This window comes from Mycobacterium sp. 1274756.6, from assembly GCF_001668625.1.
In the GTDB taxonomy this organism is placed as follows: Bacteria; Actinomycetota; Actinomycetes; order Mycobacteriales; family Mycobacteriaceae; genus Mycobacterium.
Genome location: NZ_LZLJ01000016.1, coordinates 33,819 through 51,311 on the forward strand (window position 1 = coordinate 33,819; position 17,493 = coordinate 51,311).

Below are 17,493 nucleotides of genomic sequence, written 5' to 3' on the forward strand. Positions count from 1 at the left end.
CGGAGGTGATGGACGTGCCCACCGGTCCGCGCCCCGGCGGCGGCACCGCGGTCGGGTTGGCGGCGCTGGCCGCCCAGACCGGCGCGGCACCCGCGGCGGGCGGCACCATCGCCGACCTCCCGATCACCGGGGTGACCCTGCGCGCCCAGGACTGCCGCCCGGGTGACCTGTTCGCCGCGCTGCCCGGCGCCAGCACCCACGGCGCCCGCTACGCCGCCGACGCGATCGCCGGCGGAGCCGTCGCCATCCTGACCGACGCCGCCGGGATCGCCGCCCTGCCCGCCGACGCGGCGGCCGTGCCACTGCTGGTGCACCCGGACCCGCGGGCGGTGCTCGGTGCGCTGGCCGCCACCGTCTACGGCCACCCCGCGCAGCGGATCCCGGTCATCGGCATCACCGGAACCTCGGGCAAGACCACGGTCAGCTACCTCGTCGAGGCCGGCCTGCGCGCCGCGGGCCGGACGGTCGGGCTGATCGGCACCGTCGGGGTCCGCATTGACGGCACCGACGTGCCCAGCGCGCTGACCACCCCGGAAGCCCCGGCGGTGCAGGCGCTGCTCGCCCTGATGGTCGAGCGCGGCGCCGACGCGGCGGTGATGGAGGTCTCCAGCCACGCGCTGAGCCTGGGCCGGGTCGACGGGGTGCGGTTCGCCGTCGGCGCCTTCACCAACCTCTCCCGCGACCACCTGGACTTCCATCCCAGCATGGCCGACTACTTCGAGGCCAAGGCGCGGCTGTTCGATCCGGCCTGCCCGCTGCACGCCGCCGCGACGGTGATCTGCGTCGACGACGACGCCGGCCGGGCCATGGCGGCCCGCGCCGCCGACCCGGTCACCGTCAGCGCCGCCGGCCACCGCGCCGACTGGGGCTGCGGCGCGGTGCGGTTGCTGCCGCAGGGCGGCAGCGAGTTCACCGCCACCGATCCCGCCGGGGTCGACCACCGCGTCGGCATCCGGTTGCCCGGCGACTACAACGTCGCCAACTGCCTGCTGGCACTGGCGATCCTGGACCGGGTGGGGGTCTCACCCGAGCAGGCCGCACCCGGATTGCGCGAGGCCAGGGTGCCCGGGCGGCTGGAGGCCGTCGACCGCGGCCAGGATTTCCTGGCCCTGGTCGACTACGCGCACAAGCCGGGCGCGCTGCGCGCCGTGCTGCAGACCCTGCGGCAGAGCCGCACCAACCCGCAGGGCCGGGTGGCGGTGGTCATCGGCGCCGGGGGCGACCGCGACCCGGGCAAACGCCAGCCGATGGGGCAGATCGCGGCCGAACTGGCCGACCTGGTCGTGGTCACCGACGACAACCCGCGCAGCGAGGACCCGGCCGCCATCCGCCGGGCGATCCTCGACGGCGCGGCCGGCGGACCGGCCCGGGTGATCGAGGTCGGGGACCGGCGGGCGGCGATCGCCGAGGCCGTCGGCTGGGCCCGCAGCGGCGACGTGGTCGTGGTGGCCGGCAAGGGCCACGAGAGCGGGCAGACCGCACACGGGGTGACCCGGCCGTTCGATGACCGCCGGGAACTGGCGGCCGCGCTGGAGGGCAGACGCCCGTGATCGCGTTGAGCCTGGCCCGCATCGCCGAGATCGTCGGCGGCCGCCTCACCGATATCTCCGCGGCGGACGCCGCGGCGACCCGGGTGACCGGCAGCGTGGAGTTCGATTCCCGCCAGGTCGGTCCGGGCGGGCTGTTCCTGGCGCTGCCCGGCGCCCGCGCCGACGGCCACGACCACGCGGCGGCCGCGGTCGCCGCCGGCGCCGTCGCCGTGCTGGCCGCCCGCCCGGTCGGCGTGCCCGCCGTCGTCGTCCCACCCGTGGGGCCGGCCGGAGCGGACCGGCAGGCCGGGGTGCTCGAACACGACACCGACGGCTCCGGGGCCGCGGTGCTGGCCGCGCTGGCCAAACTGGCCGGCGCCGTCGCCGCCGAACTGGTCGCCGGCGGCCTGACGATCATCGGGATCACCGGCTCCTCGGGCAAGACCTCCACCAAGGACCTGCTGGCCGCGCTGTTGGCGCCGCTGGGGCAGGTGGTGGCCCCGCCCGGCTCGTTCAACAACGAACTGGGCCACCCCTGGACGGTGCTGCGCGCCGGCGCGGACACCGACTACCTGATCCTGGAGATGTCGGCGCGCCACCCCGGCAACATCGCCACCCTGGCCGCGATCGCACCGCCGCAGATCGCGGTCGTGCTCAACGTCGGCACCGCCCACCTGGGCGAGTTCGGCTCCCGCGAAGCCATCGCCTCGACCAAAGCCGAACTGCCCCAAGCGGTTCCCGCAAGCGGGGTGGTGGTGCTCAACGCCGATGACTCCGCGGTGGCCGCCATGGCCGAGACCACCGCGGCGCGGGTGGTGCGGGTCAGCCGCACGCCGCGGGCCGGCGCCGCGCCGGCCGACGTGTGGGCCGGACCGGTCGGCCTCGACGGCCTGGCCCGCCCCCAGTTCACCCTGCACGCCGGCGACGCCGCCGTCGAGGTCACCCTGGGCGTGCACGGCGACCACCAGGTGAGCAACGCGCTGTGCGCCGCCGCCGTCGCCCTGGAGTGCGGCGCCCGACCCGACCAGGTGGCCACCGCGCTGGCCGCCGCGCGCCCGGCCTCGGCGCACCGGATGGCGGTGCACACCCGCGCCGACGGCGTCACCGTCATCGACGACGCCTACAACGCCAACCCCGACTCGATGCGCGCCGGGCTGCAGGCCCTGGCCTGGATCGCCCGGGGCGAGGGCGCCCGGCCGCGGCGCAGCTGGGCGGTGCTCGGCGAGATGGCCGAACTCGGCGAGGACGCGATAACCGAACACGATGCCATCGGCCGGTTGGCGGTGCGCTTAGATGTGTCTCGACTTGTTGTCGTCGGAACCGGGAGAGCGATGGGCGCCATGCACCACGGTGCGGTGATGGAAGGGTCGTGGGGAGCGGAGTCGACGCAGGTCGCCGACGCCGACGCGGCCCTGGCCCTGCTGCGCGCCGAGCTGCAACCCGGGGACGCGGTGCTGGTCAAGGCGTCCAACGCGGCCGGGCTGGGGGCGCTGGCCGAGGCTCTCGTCGCCGACGGCGACCCGACCGGCGGAGACGCGCGGGCATGATCCAGATCCTCATCGCCGCCGGGGTGGCGCTGGCGGTGGCCATCCTGCTGACCCCGATGCTGATCCGGCTGTTCACCCGGCAGGGCTTCGGCCACGAGATCCGCGAGGACGGCCCGCCGAGCCACCAGACCAAACGCGGCACCCCCTCGATGGGCGGGGTGGCGATCGTGGCCGGTATCTGGGCGGGCTATCTGGTCGCGCACCTGGCCGGGCTGGCCTACGGCGGCGGCGGCCCGTCGGCCTCGGGGCTGCTGGTGCTGGGCCTGGCCACCGCGCTGGGGGTGGTCGGGTTCGTCGACGACCTGATCAAGATCCGGCTGTCACGCAACCTGGGGCTGAACAAGACCACCAAAACGGTCGGGCAGGTCAGCGCCGCCGTCGTGTTCGGGGTGCTGGTGCTGAAATTCCGCAACCCCGCCGGGCTGACCCCCGGCAGCGCCCAGCTGTCCTACGTCCGCGAGATCGCCACCGTCACCCTGCCGGTCATCGTGTTCGTGCTGTTCTGCGTGCTGCTGGTCAGCGCCTGGTCCAACGCGGTCAACTTCACCGACGGCCTTGACGGTCTGGCCGCCGGAGCGATGGCCATGGTCAGCGCGGTCTACGTGTTGATCACCGTCTGGCAGCACCGCAACGCCTGCGCGATCACCCCGGAACTGGGCTGCTACAACGTGCGCGACCCGCTGGATCTGGCGTTCGTGGCCGCCGCCACCGCGGGCGCCTGCATCGGCTTCCTGTGGTGGAACGCCGCACCGGCGAAGATCTTCATGGGCGACACCGGATCGCTGGCCCTCGGCGGGATCATCGCCGGGCTGTCGGTGACCAGCCGCACCGAGATCCTCGCAGTCGTGCTCGGCGCGCTGTTCGTCGCCGAGATCACCTCGGTGGTGGTGCAGATCCTGGCGTTCCGCACCACCGGGCGCCGGGTGTTCCGGATGGCGCCGTTCCATCATCACTTCGAGTTGCTCGGCTGGGCCGAGACCACCGTGATCATCCGGTTCTGGCTGCTCACCGCCATCGCCTGCGGGCTGGGCGTGGCGTTGTTCTACGGCGAATGGTTTGCCACCGTCGGTGACTGAGATGACCGGGCCGCCCCTGGCGGCGGGCACCCCGGTGCTCGTCGCCGGCGCCGGGGTGACCGGCGCCGCCGTGCTCGCGGCGCTGGCCCCGCTGCAGGTGCGCGCCACCCTCTGCGACGACCGGGCCGCCGCGCTGGCCGGCCCCGCCGAGACCGGGGTCGCGACCCTGCCCGCCGCGCAGGCCGCCGCCCGCATCGACGAATTCGCCCTGGTCGTCACCAGCCCCGGCGTCCCGCCGCCGGCGCCGGTGCCGGCCGCCGCCGCAGCCGCCGGCGTGCCGGTCTGGGGCGATGTGGAGCTGGCCTGGCGGCTGGACACCGCCGGCGTCTACGGGCCGCCGCGCCGCTGGCTGGTGGTCACCGGCACCAACGGCAAGACCACCACCACCGCGATGCTGCACGCCATGCTCACCGCCGCCGGGCACCGCGCCGTGGCCTGCGGCAACATCGGCCGGCCGGTGCTCGACGTGCTGACCGAGCCGGCGGAGATGCTGGCCGTCGAGCTGTCCAGCTTCCAGCTGCACTGGGCGCCGTCGCTGCACCCGGAGGCCGGGGCGGTGCTCAACATCGCCGAGGACCACCTGGACTGGCACGGCACCCTCGAGGCGTATGCGGCGGCCAAGGCGCGGGCGCTGACCGGCCGGGTGGCGGTGGCCGGGCTCGACGACGACCGCGCCGCCGCCCTGCTGGCGGCCGCCCCGGCGGCGGTGCGGGCCGGCTTCCGGCTCGGCGCGCCGGCGGCCGGGGAACTCGGGGTCGACGACGGCTGGCTGGTCGACCGGGCGTTCGCCCACCGGCTGCCGCTGGCCCCGCTGGACGCCGTCGCGGTCCCCGGCCCGGTCGGGGTGCTCGACGCGCTGGCGGCCGCGGCGCTGGCCCGCGCGGTCGACACCCCGCCGGCGGCGATCACCGCGGCGCTGCGCGGCTTCCACGCCGCCCCGCACCGCGGCGCGGTGGTGGCCGTCGTCGACGGCGTTCGCTACGTCGACGACTCCAAGGCCACCAACCCGCACGCCGCCGAAGCCGCGGTGCGGGGGCACCGGCGGGTGGTGTGGGTGGCGGGCGGCCTGCTCAAGGGCGTCTCCATCGACGCCACCGTCGCCCGGATCGCGTCCCGGCTGGTCGGGGTCGTGCTGCTCGGCCGCGACCGCGCCGAGGTTGCCGAGGCGTTATCGCGACACGCACCGGATGTGCCGGTCATCCAGGTGGTCACGGGGGAGGATGCTGATGTGCGTGATACTGGTGAGGCTCCTGTTGCGACTGTGACTCGATTGGTCGACGACTCGGGCGGTGCGCTGGGACCCCGGGTGATGACCGCGGTCGTCGCCGCGGCCCGCGAGCTGGCCCGCCCCGGCGACACCGTGCTGCTGGCCCCGGCCGGGGCGTCGTTCGACCAGTTCGCCGGCTACGCCGACCGCGGCGAGGCCTTCGCGGCCGCCGCCCGCGCCGCAACGAGTTGACCGGCGGGGCGCCATGTTGAACCTGCTCCGCCGCACCCCCAAGGCCGCCGACGCCGCGAGCGCCGACGCCGCCGCGAGCACCGAGACCGGCGAGACCGCCACCCCGACGGACACCGCCACCGTGCCGACCGGGCCCACCGGGCGGGCCCGGCTGCAGGCGTTGGCCGCCCGCACCCGCTTCGGCAGTTGGCTGGGCCGACCGATGACCTCGTTTCACCTGATCATCGCGGTCGCCGCGCTGCTGACCACGCTGGGGCTGATCATGGTGCTGTCCGCCTCGGGCGTGCAGTCCTACAGCGCCGACGGCTCCCCGTGGACGATCTTCGGCTGGCAGGTGGTGTGGACCCTGGTCGGGTTGACCGCCTTCTACATCGCGCTGCGCACCCCGATCTGGCTGATGCGGCGCACCGCCTTCAGCGCCTTCGTGGTCAGCCTGGTGCTGCTGGTGCTGGTGCTGGTGCCCGGCATCGGCACCGTCGCCAACGGATCGCGGGGCTGGTTCGTGATCGCCGGGCTGTCCATGCAGCCCTCGGAGTTCACCAAGATCGCGTTCCTGGTCTGGGGTGCCCACCTGCTGGCCACCCGGCGCATGGAGCGCGCGTCGCTGACCGAGATGCTGGTGCCGCTGGTGCCGGGCGCGGTGCTGGCGATGGGGCTGATCCTGGCCGAGCCCGACCTCGGGCAGACCGTCTCGGTGGGCATCATCCTGCTGGCCCTGCTCTGGTACGCCGGCCTGCCGCTGCGGGTGTTCGTCAGCTCGCTGGCCGCGATCATGGCCGCCGCCGCGGTGCTCGCCGTCGCCGAGGGCTACCGCAGTGACCGGGTGCGCTCCTGGCTGGACCCGAGCGCCGACCCGCAGAACACCGGGTACCAGGCCCGCCAGGCCAAACTGGCGCTGGCCAACGGCGGCTTCCTCGGCGAGGGACTCGGGCAGGGCACCGCGAAGTACAACTACCTGCCGCACGCCCACAACGACTTCATCTTCGCCATCGTCGGGGAGGAACTGGGGTTCATCGGTGCGTTCGGTCTGCTGCTGCTGTTCGGCCTGTTCGCCTACACCGGGATGCGCATCGCGCGCCGCTCGGTGGACCCGTTCCTGCGGCTGCTGGCCGCCACCACCACGATGTGGATGCTCAGCCAGGTCTTCATCAACGTCGGCTACGTGGTGGGACTGCTGCCGGTGACCGGGCTGCAGCTGCCGCTGATCTCCTCCGGCGGCACCTCGGCGGCCACCACCTTGCTGATGATCGGCATCATGGCCAACGCGGCCCGCCACGAGCCCGAGGCGGTGGCCGCGCTGCGCGCCGGGCGCAGCGACCGGGTCAACCGCATGCTGCGCCTCCCGCTGCCGGCGCCCTACACCCCGAGCCGCGCCGAGGCGCTGCGCGACCGGCTGCGCTCGCGGCCGGAGCCGGAACGCAAACCGCGTCGCGGCGACCGGCGCCCGCAACCGGCCCGGACTCCGTCGGCGACCGGCCGGAAGCGCGCCGGTACCGGCAAAACCCGGTCCGGGGGCCGGCCCGCCCGCCGGTCGGGGCATCATGGAGGGGGTCAGCGCTACGCTGACCAGCGTCGCGCCCGCGGCGGGCGCCCACCGGCACTGGAAGGTCATCGTTACGGGTGAACGACTCGGTCTCACAGCCAGCCGACCGCTCCCTCTCGGTGGTGCTGGCCGGTGGCGGTACGGCCGGCCACGTCGAGCCCGCGATGGCGGTCGCCGACGCGCTGCGGGCACAGGACCCGCGGGTGCGGATCACCGCGCTGGGCACCGCCCGCGGTCTGGAGACCCGGCTGGTGCCCGAGCGCGGCTACCGGCTGGAGCTGATCACCCCGGTTCCGTTGCCGCGCAAGCTCAACACCGATCTGCTGCGGCTGCCGCTGCGGGTCCGGCGCGCGGTCGCTGAAACCCGGGCGGTGTTCGACGACGTCGACGCCGACGTGGTGATCGGCTTCGGCGGCTACGTGGCGCTGCCGGCCTACCTGGCCGCCCGCGGCGTGCGCAGGCGCCGCGTGCCGGTGGTGATCCACGAGGCCAACGCCCGCGCCGGGCTGGCCAACCGGGTCGGCGCCCGCGGCGCCCGGCGGGTGCTGGCCGCGGTGCCGGACTCCGGGCTGCGCGGCGCCGAGGTGATCGGCATCCCGGTCCGCTCGGCGATCACCGGCTTGGACCGGGCGGCGCAGCGGGCGGCGGCGCGGGCCCACTTCGGCTTCGCCGACGACGCGCGGGTGCTGCTGGTGTTCGGCGGATCGCAGGGCGCGGCCTCGATCAACCGCGCGGTCGCCGGCGCGGCGACCGACCTGGCCGCCGCCGGGATCTCGGTGCTGCACGCCCACGGCGCCAAGAACACCCTGGAGCTGCCCACCCCGGGCGCCGGTGACCCGCCCTATGTGGCGCTGCCGTACCTGGACCGGATGGACCTCGCCTACGCGGCCGCCGACCTGGCGATCTGCCGCTCCGGGGCGATGACGGTCGCCGAGGTGTCCGCGGTCGGCCTGCCCGCGGTGTACGTGCCGTTGCCGATCGGCAACGGCGAGCAGCGGCTCAACGCCCTGCCGGTGGTCGAGGCGGGCGGGGGAGTGTTGGTCGCCGACGCCGACCTGACCCCGGACTGGGTCGGCCGAACCGTGACCGCCCTGCTCGGTGACGGCACCGGGCTGGCGGCGATGACCGCGGCCGCCGCGCAGGTCGGGCACCGCGACGCCGCGGCCCAGCTGGCCGCGGTGGCGCTGGAGGTGGCCCGCGCGAGCCGGACGGGCCGCCGATGAGCGGCGACGGGCTGCCCCCGCAGCTGCAGCGCGTCCACATGGTCGGCATCGGCGGCGCCGGGATGTCAGGCATCGCCCGCATCCTGCTGGACCGGGGCGGGCAGGTGTCGGGATCGGACGCCAAGGAGTCCGCCGGGGTGCGGGCGTTGCGGGCCCGCGGCGCCCAGATCCGCATCGGCCACGACGCGTCGGCGCTGGACCTGCTCGCCGGCGGCGCGAGCGCGGTCATCACCACCCACGCGGCCATCCCGAAGACCAACCCCGAGCTCGTCGAGGCCCGCCGGCGCGGCCTTCCGGTGCTGCTGCGGCCCGCGGTGTTGGCCACCCTGATGGCCGGGCGCACCACGGTGCTGGTGACCGGGACCCACGGCAAGACCTCGACGACCTCGATGCTGGTGGTCGCCTTGCAGCACTGCGGCTGGGACCCGTCCTTCGCGGTCGGCGGTGAGCTGGGCGAAGCGGGCACCAACGCCCACCACGGCACCGGCAACAGCTTCGTCGCCGAGGCCGACGAGAGCGACGGCTCGCTGCTGGAGTACCGCCCGAACGTCGCGGTGGTCACCAACATCGAATCCGACCACCTCGACTTCTTCGGCAGCGACGAGGCCTACACCGCCGTGTTCGACACCTTCGCCGGCCAGCTCGCCCCGGGCGGCGCGCTGGTGGTCTGCGTCGACGACCCCGGCGCCGCCGCGTTCGCCGAACGGGCCGGCGCCCGCGGGACCCGGGTGCTGGCCTACGGCAGCGCCGGGGCGGGCCTGGCCGGCACCCTGCTGTCCTGGCAGCAGCGCGGCACCGGCGCGCAGGCCGCCGTGCAGCTGGCCGGCGAGCCCGGGCCGCGCACCATGACGTTGTCGGTGCCCGGCCGGCACATGGCGCTCAACGCGCTCGGGGCGCTGCTGGCCGCGGTCGAGATCGGGGTCCCGGCGCAGGACGCGCTGGACGGGCTGGCCGCGTTCGAGGGCGTGCGCCGCCGGTTCGATCTGGTCGGCACCGCCGGCGCGGTGCGGGTCTTCGACGACTACGCCCATCACCCCACCGAGGTCACCGCCACGTTGACCGCCGCGCGCACCATGGTCGAGCAGGCCGGCACCGGCCGGCTGCTGGTGGTGTTCCAGCCGCACCTGTATTCGCGCACCCGGGATCTGGCCCCGCAGTTCGGCGCGGCGCTCGGCGCGGCCGACGAGGTGTTCGTCCTCGACGTCTACGGGGCGCGCGAACAACCGCTGCCCGGCATCAGCGGGGCCACCATCGCCGAGCAGGTCAGCGCGCCGGTGCGGTACCTGCCCGACTTCTCCGCGGTGGCCGACACGGTCGCGGCCGCCACCGGCGCGGGCGACCTCGTGATCACGATGGGCGCCGGGGACGTCACCCTGCTCGGTCCGGAGATCGTGGCCGCGCTGGCGGCCCACGCCGGCCACGACGCGGCGGGACAGCCGTGACCGAGGAGAACCGGCCGCCGGACCCGGCCGCGGAACCGGAGCCGACCGCGGAACCGGAGCCGAGCCCGCAGACCGACGCCGAACCGCCGCCGGCGCCCGAACCCGGCGACGAGGACTTCGAGGGACCGCGGCGGCGGGCCCGCCGCGAGCGCGCCGAGCGCCGCGCCGCCCAGGAGCGCGCCCGGGCCATCGAAGAGGCCCGCCGCGAGGCCAAACGGCGACTGCGCGCCCCGGTGGAGAGCAAAACCGTGCCGCGCGGGGCGGTCCGCGGCCTCAAACTGCTGGTGACCGGCGTGCTGGCGGTGCTGGCCGTGGTCGGCCTGGGCCTGGTGCTGTACTTCACGCCGGTGATGTCGGTGCGCAACACCGTGGTCACCGGCCTGGCCGCGGTCACCGAGCAGGAGGTGCTCGACGCGGTCCGGGTCGCCCCGGGCACTCCGCTGTTGCAGGTCAACACCGATGAGGTCGCCGATCGCGTCGCCACCATCCGGCGGGTGGCCAGCGCGCGGGTGCAGCGGCAGTACCCCTCGACGCTGCGGGTCACGATCGTGGAACGGGTCCCGGTGGCGGTGAAGGACTTCCCCGACGGCCCGCACCTGTTCGATCGGGACGGGGTGGACTTCGCCACCGGCCCGCCGCCGCCGACGCTGCCCTACCTCGACGTGGAACACCCCGGCCCGGCCGATCCGCCCACCCGGGCGGCGCTGGCGGTGCTGGTCGCGCTGCGCCCGGAGGTGGTCAGCCAGGTCGGCCAGATCGCCGCCCCGTCGGTGGCCTCGATCACGCTGACCCTCGCCGACGGCCGGGTGGTGGTGTGGGGGACCGCCGACCGGACCCAGGAGAAAGCCGACAAGCTGGCCGCCCTGCTGACCCAGCCCGGCCAGGTCTACGACGTCTCCAGCCCGGACCTGCCGACCGTCCGCTGAGCCGGTCGGCGCGCCGGCGAAAAAATTCGCGGGCGGCTCACCGGCGCGCCTGCCCGGTAACCCGCGGTCGCGGCTCTACCGTTCTGTTTGCACGAAACTACTTGACATAACTCTAAGCCTCTGGTTGAGGTTGAGGGTTTGCCCGGGGGTTTCGGACCAGACAAACCCGTCAGGGAGGAAGACCAATGATGACCCCCCCACACAACTACCTTGCCGTCATCAAAGTGGTGGGCATCGGTGGTGGCGGCGTCAACGCCGTGAACCGGATGATCGAGCAGGGCCTCAAGGGTGTGGAGTTCATCGCCATCAACACCGACGCGCAGGCCCTGTTGATGAGCGACGCGGACGTCAAGCTCGACGTCGGCCGGGAGTCCACCCGTGGGCTCGGCGCCGGCGCGGACCCCGAGGTGGGGCGCAAGGCCGCCGAGGACGCCAAGGACGAGATCGAGGAACTGCTGCGCGGCGCGGACATGGTGTTCGTCACCGCCGGCGAGGGCGGCGGCACCGGCACCGGCGGCGCCCCGGTGGTCGCCTCGATCGCCCGCAAGCTCGGTGCGCTGACCGTCGGCGTGGTCACCCGGCCGTTCTCGTTCGAGGGCAAGCGGCGCAGCAAGCAGGCCGAGGCCGGCATCACCGAGCTGCGGGAGAGCTGCGACACCCTGATCGTCATCCCCAACGACCGGCTGCTGCAGATGGGCGACGCCGCGATCTCGCTGATGGACGCGTTCCGCAGCGCCGACGAGGTGCTGCTCAACGGGGTGCAGGGCATCACCGACCTGATCACCACGCCGGGGCTGATCAACGTCGACTTCGCCGACGTCAAGGGCGTGATGAGCGGCGCGGGCACCGCGCTGATGGGCATCGGCTCGGCCCGCGGCGACGGCCGGGCGCTCAAGGCCGCCGAGATCGCGATCAACTCGCCGCTGCTGGAGGCCTCGATGGAAGGCGCCCAGGGGGTGCTGATGTCCATCGCCGGCGGCAGCGATCTGGGCCTGTTCGAGATCAACGAGGCCGCGTCACTGGTGCAGGACTCCGCCCACCAGGAAGCCAACATCATCTTCGGCACCGTCATCGACGACTCGCTCGGCGACGAGGTGCGCGTCACCGTGATCGCGGCCGGGTTCGACGCCAACGGCCCCAGCCGCAAACCGGTGATGGGCACCAGCGAACCGGCCTCCGGTGGCTCCGGTCAGTCGATCGCGCCGGGCCAGGCGGGCAAGGTCTCCTCGTCGCTGTTCGAGCCGGCCGAAGCGGCCAGCATCCCGGCGCCGACCAACGGCGCCACGGTCAGCGTCGGCGGCGGCGACGATGACGACGACGTCGACGTGCCGCCGTTCATGCGGCGCTGACCACGCCCCGCCGATGAGCGTGCGCATCCGCCGGGTGACCACGACCCGCGCGGGCGGGGTCTCGGCCCCGCCGTTCGACAGCTTCAACCTCGGCGATCACGTCGGCGACGACCCGGCGGCGGTCGCCGCCAACCGGGCCCGGCTGGTCGCGGCCACCGGGCTGACCGCCGATCGGGTGGTGTGGATGCACCAGGTGCACAGCGCCCGCGTCGCGGTGGTGGACGGGCCGCGCGACACCGCGCTGGCCGACACCGACGCGCTGGTCACCGCGGTGCCGCGACTGGCGCTGGCGGTGGTGACCGCCGACTGCGTGCCGGTGCTGCTGGCCGATGCCCGTGCCGGGGTGGTGGCCGCCGTGCACGCCGGGCGCGTGGGCGCCCAACACGGCGTGGTGGCCAACGCGGTGGCGGCGATGACCGACGCGGGCGCGCACCGCGACGACATCTCGGCCTGGCTGGGTCCGGCGGTGAGCGGCGCCAACTACGAGGTGCCCGCGGCGATGGCCGACGAGGTCGAACGGGTGTTGCCGGGCAGCCGGACCACCACCGCCGCCGGCACCCCCGGGCTGGACCTGCGGGCCGGAATCGCCTGTCAGTTAAGGGCATTGGGGGTGACTGCGATCGACGTCGACCCCCGGTGCACGGTCGAGGACCCGAGTTTGTTCAGTCACCGTCGCGACGCCCCGACCGGGCGGCTGGCGTCGCTGGTGTGGATGGAGCCCGACCGGCGACCGGGAAAATCGGCGTGAACCTCGACGATTCTCCGCGCGTGTCGATACCGCGCTAACCGCCGCCGGACGGTTACGGTCACCGTGAATCGTCACTCTAGTCACATCTTCATCACCGACACCACCGCTTGAGAAGGGCCCCGCGATGAGCACACTCCACAAGGTCAAGGCCTACTTCGGTATGGCGCCCATGGAGGACTACGACGACGAGTACTACGAGGACGACGATCGTGCACCCGCCCGCGGGTATGGCCGTCGGCCCGAGCCCCGGTTCCCCGACGACGAGTACGACCGTTTCGAGCGTGACTTCGACGACCCGCGTGGCCCGCGCCCCGAGCACGACGACTTCCCACCGGGCGGCTACCGGGGCGGCTTCGCCGACGAGCCCCGGTTCCGGCCGCGCGAGTTCGAGCGCCCGCACGACTTGGGCCGCAGCCGATTCGGATCGCTGCGCGGCGCCACCCGCGGCGCGCTGGCGATGGACCCGCGCCGGATGGCGATGATGTTCGACGAGAGCAGCCCGCTGTCGAAGATCACCACGCTGCGCCCCAAGGACTACAGCGAGGCCCGCACCATCGGTGAGCGGTTCCGCGACGGCACCCCGGTGATCATGGATCTGGTGTCGATGGACAACGCCGACGCCAAGCGGCTGGTCGACTTCGCTGCGGGCCTGGCGTTCGCGCTGCGCGGCTCGTTCGACAAGGTGGCCACCAAGGTCTTCCTGCTCTCGCCGGCCGACATCGACGTCAGCCCCGAGGAACGCCGCCGGATCGCCGAGACGGGCTTCTACGCCTACCAGTAGTCGGCCCCCGCGGCACCGCCGCGGCGACTCGGTAGGCTGTGGAACGTCCTGCTGGCCCCGGTCAGCGATGTCCGTTGTTCATCGGTGAGGTCGGTTTAGTGGCGCTGTTCTTCGGGATCCTGGGCTTCGCACTGTTCCTGTTCTGGTTGCTGTTGATCGCCCGGATCGTCATCGAGTTCGTGCGCTCGTTCAGCCGGGACTGGCACCCGCGCGGCGCCACGGTGGTGATCCTGGAGGCGATCATGACCGTCACCGACCCGCCGGTGAAGCTGCTGCGCCGGTTGATCCCGCAACTGACCGTCGGCTCGGTGCGCATCGACCTGTCGATCATGGTGCTGCTTCTGGTCGCCTTCTTCGGCATGGAATTGGCGTTCAACCAGGCGGCTCGCTAGCCGTCGAACCGGGGAATAGACCGGGCGTTGGCAAATATGTGAAAATCGCTCTTAATTATCATCCCCAGCGGCGAACAACGCGTCAGTTGTGACAGGATGGACGCCAGTTAAAGTACGGTAGCGTATCGTCCAGCACGAACGATCTGATCGGTCCGACGGTCCAGAGTTGAGGGGTTAGACCATGCCGCTGACACCAGCCGACGTGCACAATGTGGCATTCAGTAAGCCGCCCATCGGCAAACGCGGATACAACGAAGACGAAGTCGATGCCTTCCTCGATCTGGTGGAAGCGGAACTGGCCCGACTGATCGAGGAGAACTCGGATCTGCGCCAGCGGGTCAGCGAACTCGACCAGGAGCTGGCGTCGGCGCGGTCGAGCGGCGCCGTCCAGCCGGCACCGGCCGCGCCGGTCTACCAGGCGCCCGAGCCCGAGCCGGAGCCGGCCCGCACCGCGGCGGTCTCCGAGGAGCAGCACCTCAAGGCCGCCCGCGTGCTCAGCCTCGCCCAGGACACCGCGGACCGGTTGACCAACACCGCACGCGCCGAATCCGAGAAGCTGATGTCGGATGCGCGCGCCAACGCCGACCAGATCCTCACCGAGGCCCGCCAGACCGCCGAGACCACGGTCACCGAGGCCCGCCAGCGCGCCGACGCGATGCTGGCCGACGCCCAGACCCGCTCGGAGGCCCAACTGCGCCAGGCGCAGGAGAAGGCCGACGCACTGCAGTCGGACGCCGAGCGCAAGCACGCCGAGATCATGGGCACCATCAACCAGCAGCGCACGGTCCTGGAGGGCCGGCTCGAGCAGCTGCGCACCTTCGAGCGGGAGTACCGCACGCGGCTCAAGACCTACCTCGAGTCCCAGCTGGAAGAGCTCGGGCAGCGGGGCTCGGCAGCGCCGGTCGACGCGAACGCCGGTGACAGCGGCGGCTTCACCCAGTACAACCGGGGCGGGAACTGACCCGAGGGCCGGTTCACCCGGTTCAGCGAGCGCGACACGGCTGGAGGTAAGCGGTGCTGATCATTGCGCTGGTCCTGGCGGTGATAGGTCTGGCGGCGCTGGTGTTCGCCGTGGTGACCAGCAACGCCGTGGTGGCCTGGGTCTGTATCGGCGCCAGCCTGCTGGGGGTGTTGCTGCTGACCGCCGACGCGGTGCGTGATCGCCGGCGCCGCACCGCCAGCGCCGCCGAGGACGAACACCCCGACATCGCCGAGGACGATGAGGGCATCCTCGAGGAAGACGACCTCGCGGACGCCGATGAGACCGAAGACGTCGCCGAGGTCACGGACACCGCGGACGCGGAAGCCACCGACGGGGTCGAGGAGAGCTCCGCCGAGACCGCCGAAACCGACCGCGACGAGTAAAGCTCAAGCGGCGCTTCAGGTTTCGCTTTCCAGCAGTCGGCGCACCCCGTCGTCGCCGACCTGGGCGAAATCCGCATAGGCCTGCCCGACCGCCTGGAAATCCGGCGGCGTGCTCACACAGACCACCTCGTCGGCCGCGCCACCGAGGTCGCGGTCGACCGAGGGCGGCGCGACCGGCACCGCCACCACGATCGCAGCCGGCCCGGCGGCGCGGACCGCCTGCACCGCGACCCGCATGCTCGCCCCGGTGGCGATCCCGTCATCGACCAGCAGCACGGTCTTGCCCCGCGGGTCGGCGGGCGGCCGATCGCCGCGATAGGCGGTTTCGCGGCGCTGCAACTCGGCGGTCTCCCGCGCGATGACCGCGTCGAGCTGGTCGCGGCGCACCCCCGCGTTGGCGATCACGGTGTCGTTGAGCACCACCGCCCCGCCGGTGGCCAGCGCCCCCATCGCCAGCTCCGGCCAGTGCGGCACCCCCAGTTTGCGCACCACGAACACGTCGAGCGGCGCGTCGAGTGCGGCGGCGACCTCCCAGGCCACCGGCACCCCGCCGCGCGCCAAGCCCAGCACCAGCAGGTCGTCGCGGTCGCGGTAAGCGGCCAGCAGTTCGGCCAGGGCCTGCCCGGCGTGTCGGCGGTCGGAAAAAGTACGGGTCACGGACGCCCTCGGCTTAGATCACTCCAGACGGTCAATGACCCCATCGTAGGAGCCGGTGCGCCGGTCGAGCCGGGGATTGACCGGGCCGGTACCGGGGCCTTCGACCTAAAGGAGAGAGACGCATGGCGCGACGCATCGTCATCGTGGGCGCCGGCATCGCCGGCCTGGCCACCGCGCTCGGCCTGCAACGAGCGGGCTATGAGATCACCGTCGTCGAGCGGCGCACCGACACCTCGACCGGTGCCGGCATCAGCATCTGGCCCAACGCCCTGGCCGCGTTGGATCTGCTCGGGGCCGGGGATGCGGTGCGCGAGGCCGGTGGTCGGATCACCGCAGGCGCGGTGCGCTGGAAGAACGGGTCATGGCTACGGCGCCCCGCGCCGGAACGGATCGTCCGGGCGCTCGGCGAGCCGCTGGTGGTGGTGCAGCGCTCGGTGCTGCGCGACATCCTCACCGCGGCGCTGACGACCGGAACCGTGGCGTACGGACGGAGCGTCGCCGCGCTGACGGACGCCGCCGCCGGTGTGCGACTTCGCTTTTCCGACGGCTCGGAGCAAACCGTCGATGCGGTCGTCGGCGCCGACGGCACGAATTCGGCCGTGGCCCGCCACCTCAACGGCCCGCTCCCGCAGCGCTACACCGGTTACACCGCATGGCGCGGTATCGCCGAATACGTCATGAACCCGGATCTGTCGGGGTTGACGCTGGCGCCGGGCGTCGAAACCGGCCACGTACCCATGGGCGCGAACCGGACGTACTGGTTCACGACCCAACGGACACCCGAGGGCTCGCAAGCGCCGAACGGGGAGTTGGACTATCTGCGGAGCGAGTACGCCGAGTGGGCCGAGCCGATTCCGGACATTCTCGCGGCAACCGCGCCGGACAACGTTTTGCGCGACGATCTCTATGATCGCGCCACCGCGCGCCAGTGGGCCCGCGGGCCGATCGTGCTGGTCGGCGACGCGGCGCATCCCATGCGCCCGCACCTCGGGCAGGGCGGCTGCCAGGGACTGGAGGACGCCGCGATCCTGGCTGCGTGCGTCGACGACGCCGCCGACCTGCCTTCGGCGTTCGCTCGGTTCGTCGCCGTCCGGCGGCCCCGGTTGCGACGGCTGGTCCGCGAGTCGGCGCGCATCGGCAAGGTGCTCAACGCCCGTCCCGGCTTCCTCGGTGCGGTGTTGACCCGCGCCAGCGTGCTGGTCCCGGAGACCGTGGTGATGCGCCACATGGCCACGGTGGCCGGGCGTTCGGCGTTCGTGTTGCCGACCGGGGCGTGATCATCGGTCTTGTCAACCGGCGCACAAGCGCGCAGTGAGTCACCGATGACGCGACTCATCACAAATGTGTCCGAGGGGGGACTTGAACCCCCACGCCCGTTAATAGGGCACTAGCACCTCAAGCTAGCGCGTCTGCCATTCCGCCACTCGGACCGACCCGACGAGAACGCCGGGGCAGC

Annotated in this window: 16 protein-coding genes and 1 tRNA gene; 15 read left to right on the forward strand and 2 right to left on the reverse strand. The window is 73.2% G+C overall.

Translation table 11 applies throughout. The features are described from left to right. Positions 1 to 8 precede the first annotated feature (8 nt). From A5643_RS01950 to A5643_RS02015, 14 genes are all read left to right on the forward strand, one after another. Positions 9 to 1,550 (forward strand): UDP-N-acetylmuramoyl-L-alanyl-D-glutamate--2,6-diaminopimelate ligase, encoded by a 1,542-nt coding sequence (locus tag A5643_RS01950; protein ID WP_066851405.1) that lies wholly within the window; start codon positions 9 to 11, stop codon positions 1,548 to 1,550. Then, complete coding sequence (locus A5643_RS01955) at positions 1,547 to 3,076, forward strand: UDP-N-acetylmuramoyl-tripeptide--D-alanyl-D-alanine ligase (RefSeq protein ID WP_066851407.1); 1,530 nt, start codon at positions 1,547 to 1,549, stop codon at positions 3,074 to 3,076. The genes A5643_RS01950 and A5643_RS01955 overlap by 4 nt, the downstream gene beginning before the upstream one ends. After that, positions 3,073 to 4,152, forward strand: coding sequence for a phospho-N-acetylmuramoyl-pentapeptide-transferase (gene mraY, locus A5643_RS01960; protein ID WP_066851409.1), 1,080 nt, complete (start codon positions 3,073 to 3,075; stop codon positions 4,150 to 4,152). Before A5643_RS01955 ends, mraY begins: the two co-directional genes overlap by 4 nt. A gap of 1 nt (position 4,153) precedes the next feature. Beyond that, positions 4,154 to 5,611 (forward strand): UDP-N-acetylmuramoyl-L-alanine--D-glutamate ligase, encoded by a 1,458-nt coding sequence (gene murD, locus A5643_RS01965; protein ID WP_066851411.1) that lies wholly within the window; start codon positions 4,154 to 4,156, stop codon positions 5,609 to 5,611. 13 nt (positions 5,612 to 5,624) lie between these two features. Next, positions 5,625 to 7,235, forward strand: coding sequence for a putative lipid II flippase FtsW (ftsW, locus tag A5643_RS01970; protein WP_082948668.1), 1,611 nt, complete (start codon positions 5,625 to 5,627; stop codon positions 7,233 to 7,235). Further along, positions 7,232 to 8,377, forward strand: a complete 1,146-nt coding sequence (gene murG / locus A5643_RS01975; protein ID WP_066851413.1) for an undecaprenyldiphospho-muramoylpentapeptide beta-N-acetylglucosaminyltransferase — start codon at positions 7,232 to 7,234, stop codon at positions 8,375 to 8,377. Before ftsW ends, murG begins: the two co-directional genes overlap by 4 nt. Beyond that, the gene (gene murC / locus A5643_RS01980) at positions 8,374 to 9,819 is read left to right on the forward strand and encodes a UDP-N-acetylmuramate--L-alanine ligase (protein ID WP_066851415.1); all 1,446 of its coding nucleotides are present in this window, start codon (positions 8,374 to 8,376) and stop codon (positions 9,817 to 9,819) included. Before murG ends, murC begins: the two co-directional genes overlap by 4 nt. Beyond that, positions 9,816 to 10,745, forward strand: a complete 930-nt coding sequence (locus A5643_RS01985; RefSeq protein WP_066851417.1) for a cell division protein FtsQ/DivIB — start codon at positions 9,816 to 9,818, stop codon at positions 10,743 to 10,745. Before murC ends, A5643_RS01985 begins: the two co-directional genes overlap by 4 nt. Before the next feature lie 188 nt (positions 10,746 to 10,933). Then, positions 10,934 to 12,094, forward strand: a complete 1,161-nt coding sequence (gene ftsZ / locus A5643_RS01990; protein ID WP_066851580.1) for a cell division protein FtsZ — start codon at positions 10,934 to 10,936, stop codon at positions 12,092 to 12,094. Between the two features lie 13 nt (positions 12,095 to 12,107). Beyond that, positions 12,108 to 12,842: a peptidoglycan editing factor PgeF gene (gene pgeF / locus A5643_RS01995; RefSeq protein ID WP_066851419.1), complete on the forward strand. Its 735-nt coding sequence runs from the start codon at positions 12,108 to 12,110 to the stop codon at positions 12,840 to 12,842. A gap of 124 nt (positions 12,843 to 12,966) precedes the next feature. Further along, complete coding sequence (locus tag A5643_RS02000) at positions 12,967 to 13,623, forward strand: cell division protein SepF (RefSeq protein ID WP_066851421.1); 657 nt, start codon at positions 12,967 to 12,969, stop codon at positions 13,621 to 13,623. A 98-nt stretch (positions 13,624 to 13,721) separates the two neighbouring features. Next, positions 13,722 to 14,015, forward strand: coding sequence for a YggT family protein (locus A5643_RS02005; RefSeq protein WP_066851582.1), 294 nt, complete (start codon positions 13,722 to 13,724; stop codon positions 14,013 to 14,015). A gap of 181 nt (positions 14,016 to 14,196) precedes the next feature. Beyond that, positions 14,197 to 14,976: a DivIVA-like cell division protein Wag31 gene (wag31, locus tag A5643_RS02010; RefSeq protein ID WP_066851423.1), complete on the forward strand. Its 780-nt coding sequence runs from the start codon at positions 14,197 to 14,199 to the stop codon at positions 14,974 to 14,976. A 53-nt stretch (positions 14,977 to 15,029) separates the two neighbouring features. Continuing rightward, the gene (locus A5643_RS02015; protein ID WP_066851425.1) at positions 15,030 to 15,380 is read left to right on the forward strand and encodes a hypothetical protein; all 351 of its coding nucleotides are present in this window, start codon (positions 15,030 to 15,032) and stop codon (positions 15,378 to 15,380) included. 15 nt (positions 15,381 to 15,395) lie between these two features. Here the strand turns inward: A5643_RS02015 and A5643_RS02020 are convergent, their stop codons facing one another. Further along, a complete protein-coding gene (locus A5643_RS02020) occupies positions 15,396 to 16,037 on the reverse strand; it encodes a phosphoribosyltransferase (RefSeq protein ID WP_066851427.1) in 642 nt (213 codons plus the stop codon). Positions 16,038 to 16,159: 122 nt separating this feature from the next. On the opposite strand from A5643_RS02020, the gene A5643_RS02025 reads away from it, so the two are divergent. Beyond that, positions 16,160 to 17,314, forward strand: coding sequence for an FAD-dependent oxidoreductase (locus A5643_RS02025; protein WP_066851430.1), 1,155 nt, complete (start codon positions 16,160 to 16,162; stop codon positions 17,312 to 17,314). Between the two features lie 67 nt (positions 17,315 to 17,381). On the opposite strand, the gene A5643_RS02030 is transcribed toward A5643_RS02025, so the two are convergent. Further along, a tRNA-Leu gene (locus tag A5643_RS02030) sits at positions 17,382 to 17,467 on the reverse strand. Positions 17,468 to 17,493 lie beyond the last annotated feature (26 nt).

Excerpts from the sequence above, each read along its gene's own strand:
- A5643_RS01950 (WP_066851405.1), top strand. The coding sequence starts at position 9 with ATGGACGTGCCCACCGGTCCGCGCCCCGGCGGCGGCACCGCGGTCGGG.
- mraY (WP_066851409.1), top strand. The coding sequence starts at position 3,073 with ATGATCCAGATCCTCATCGCCGCCGGGGTGGCGCTGGCGGTGGCCATC.
- murD (WP_066851411.1), top strand. The coding sequence starts at position 4,154 with ATGACCGGGCCGCCCCTGGCGGCGGGCACCCCGGTGCTCGTCGCCGGC.
- ftsW (WP_082948668.1), top strand. The coding sequence starts at position 5,625 with ATGTTGAACCTGCTCCGCCGCACCCCCAAGGCCGCCGACGCCGCGAGC.
- murC (WP_066851415.1), top strand. The coding sequence starts at position 8,374 with ATGAGCGGCGACGGGCTGCCCCCGCAGCTGCAGCGCGTCCACATGGTC.
- ftsZ (WP_066851580.1), top strand. The coding sequence starts at position 10,934 with ATGACCCCCCCACACAACTACCTTGCCGTCATCAAAGTGGTGGGCATC.
- pgeF (WP_066851419.1), top strand. The coding sequence starts at position 12,108 with ATGAGCGTGCGCATCCGCCGGGTGACCACGACCCGCGCGGGCGGGGTC.
- A5643_RS02000 (WP_066851421.1), top strand. The coding sequence starts at position 12,967 with ATGAGCACACTCCACAAGGTCAAGGCCTACTTCGGTATGGCGCCCATG.
- wag31 (WP_066851423.1), top strand. The coding sequence starts at position 14,197 with ATGCCGCTGACACCAGCCGACGTGCACAATGTGGCATTCAGTAAGCCG.
- A5643_RS02025 (WP_066851430.1), top strand. The coding sequence starts at position 16,160 with ATGGCGCGACGCATCGTCATCGTGGGCGCCGGCATCGCCGGCCTGGCC.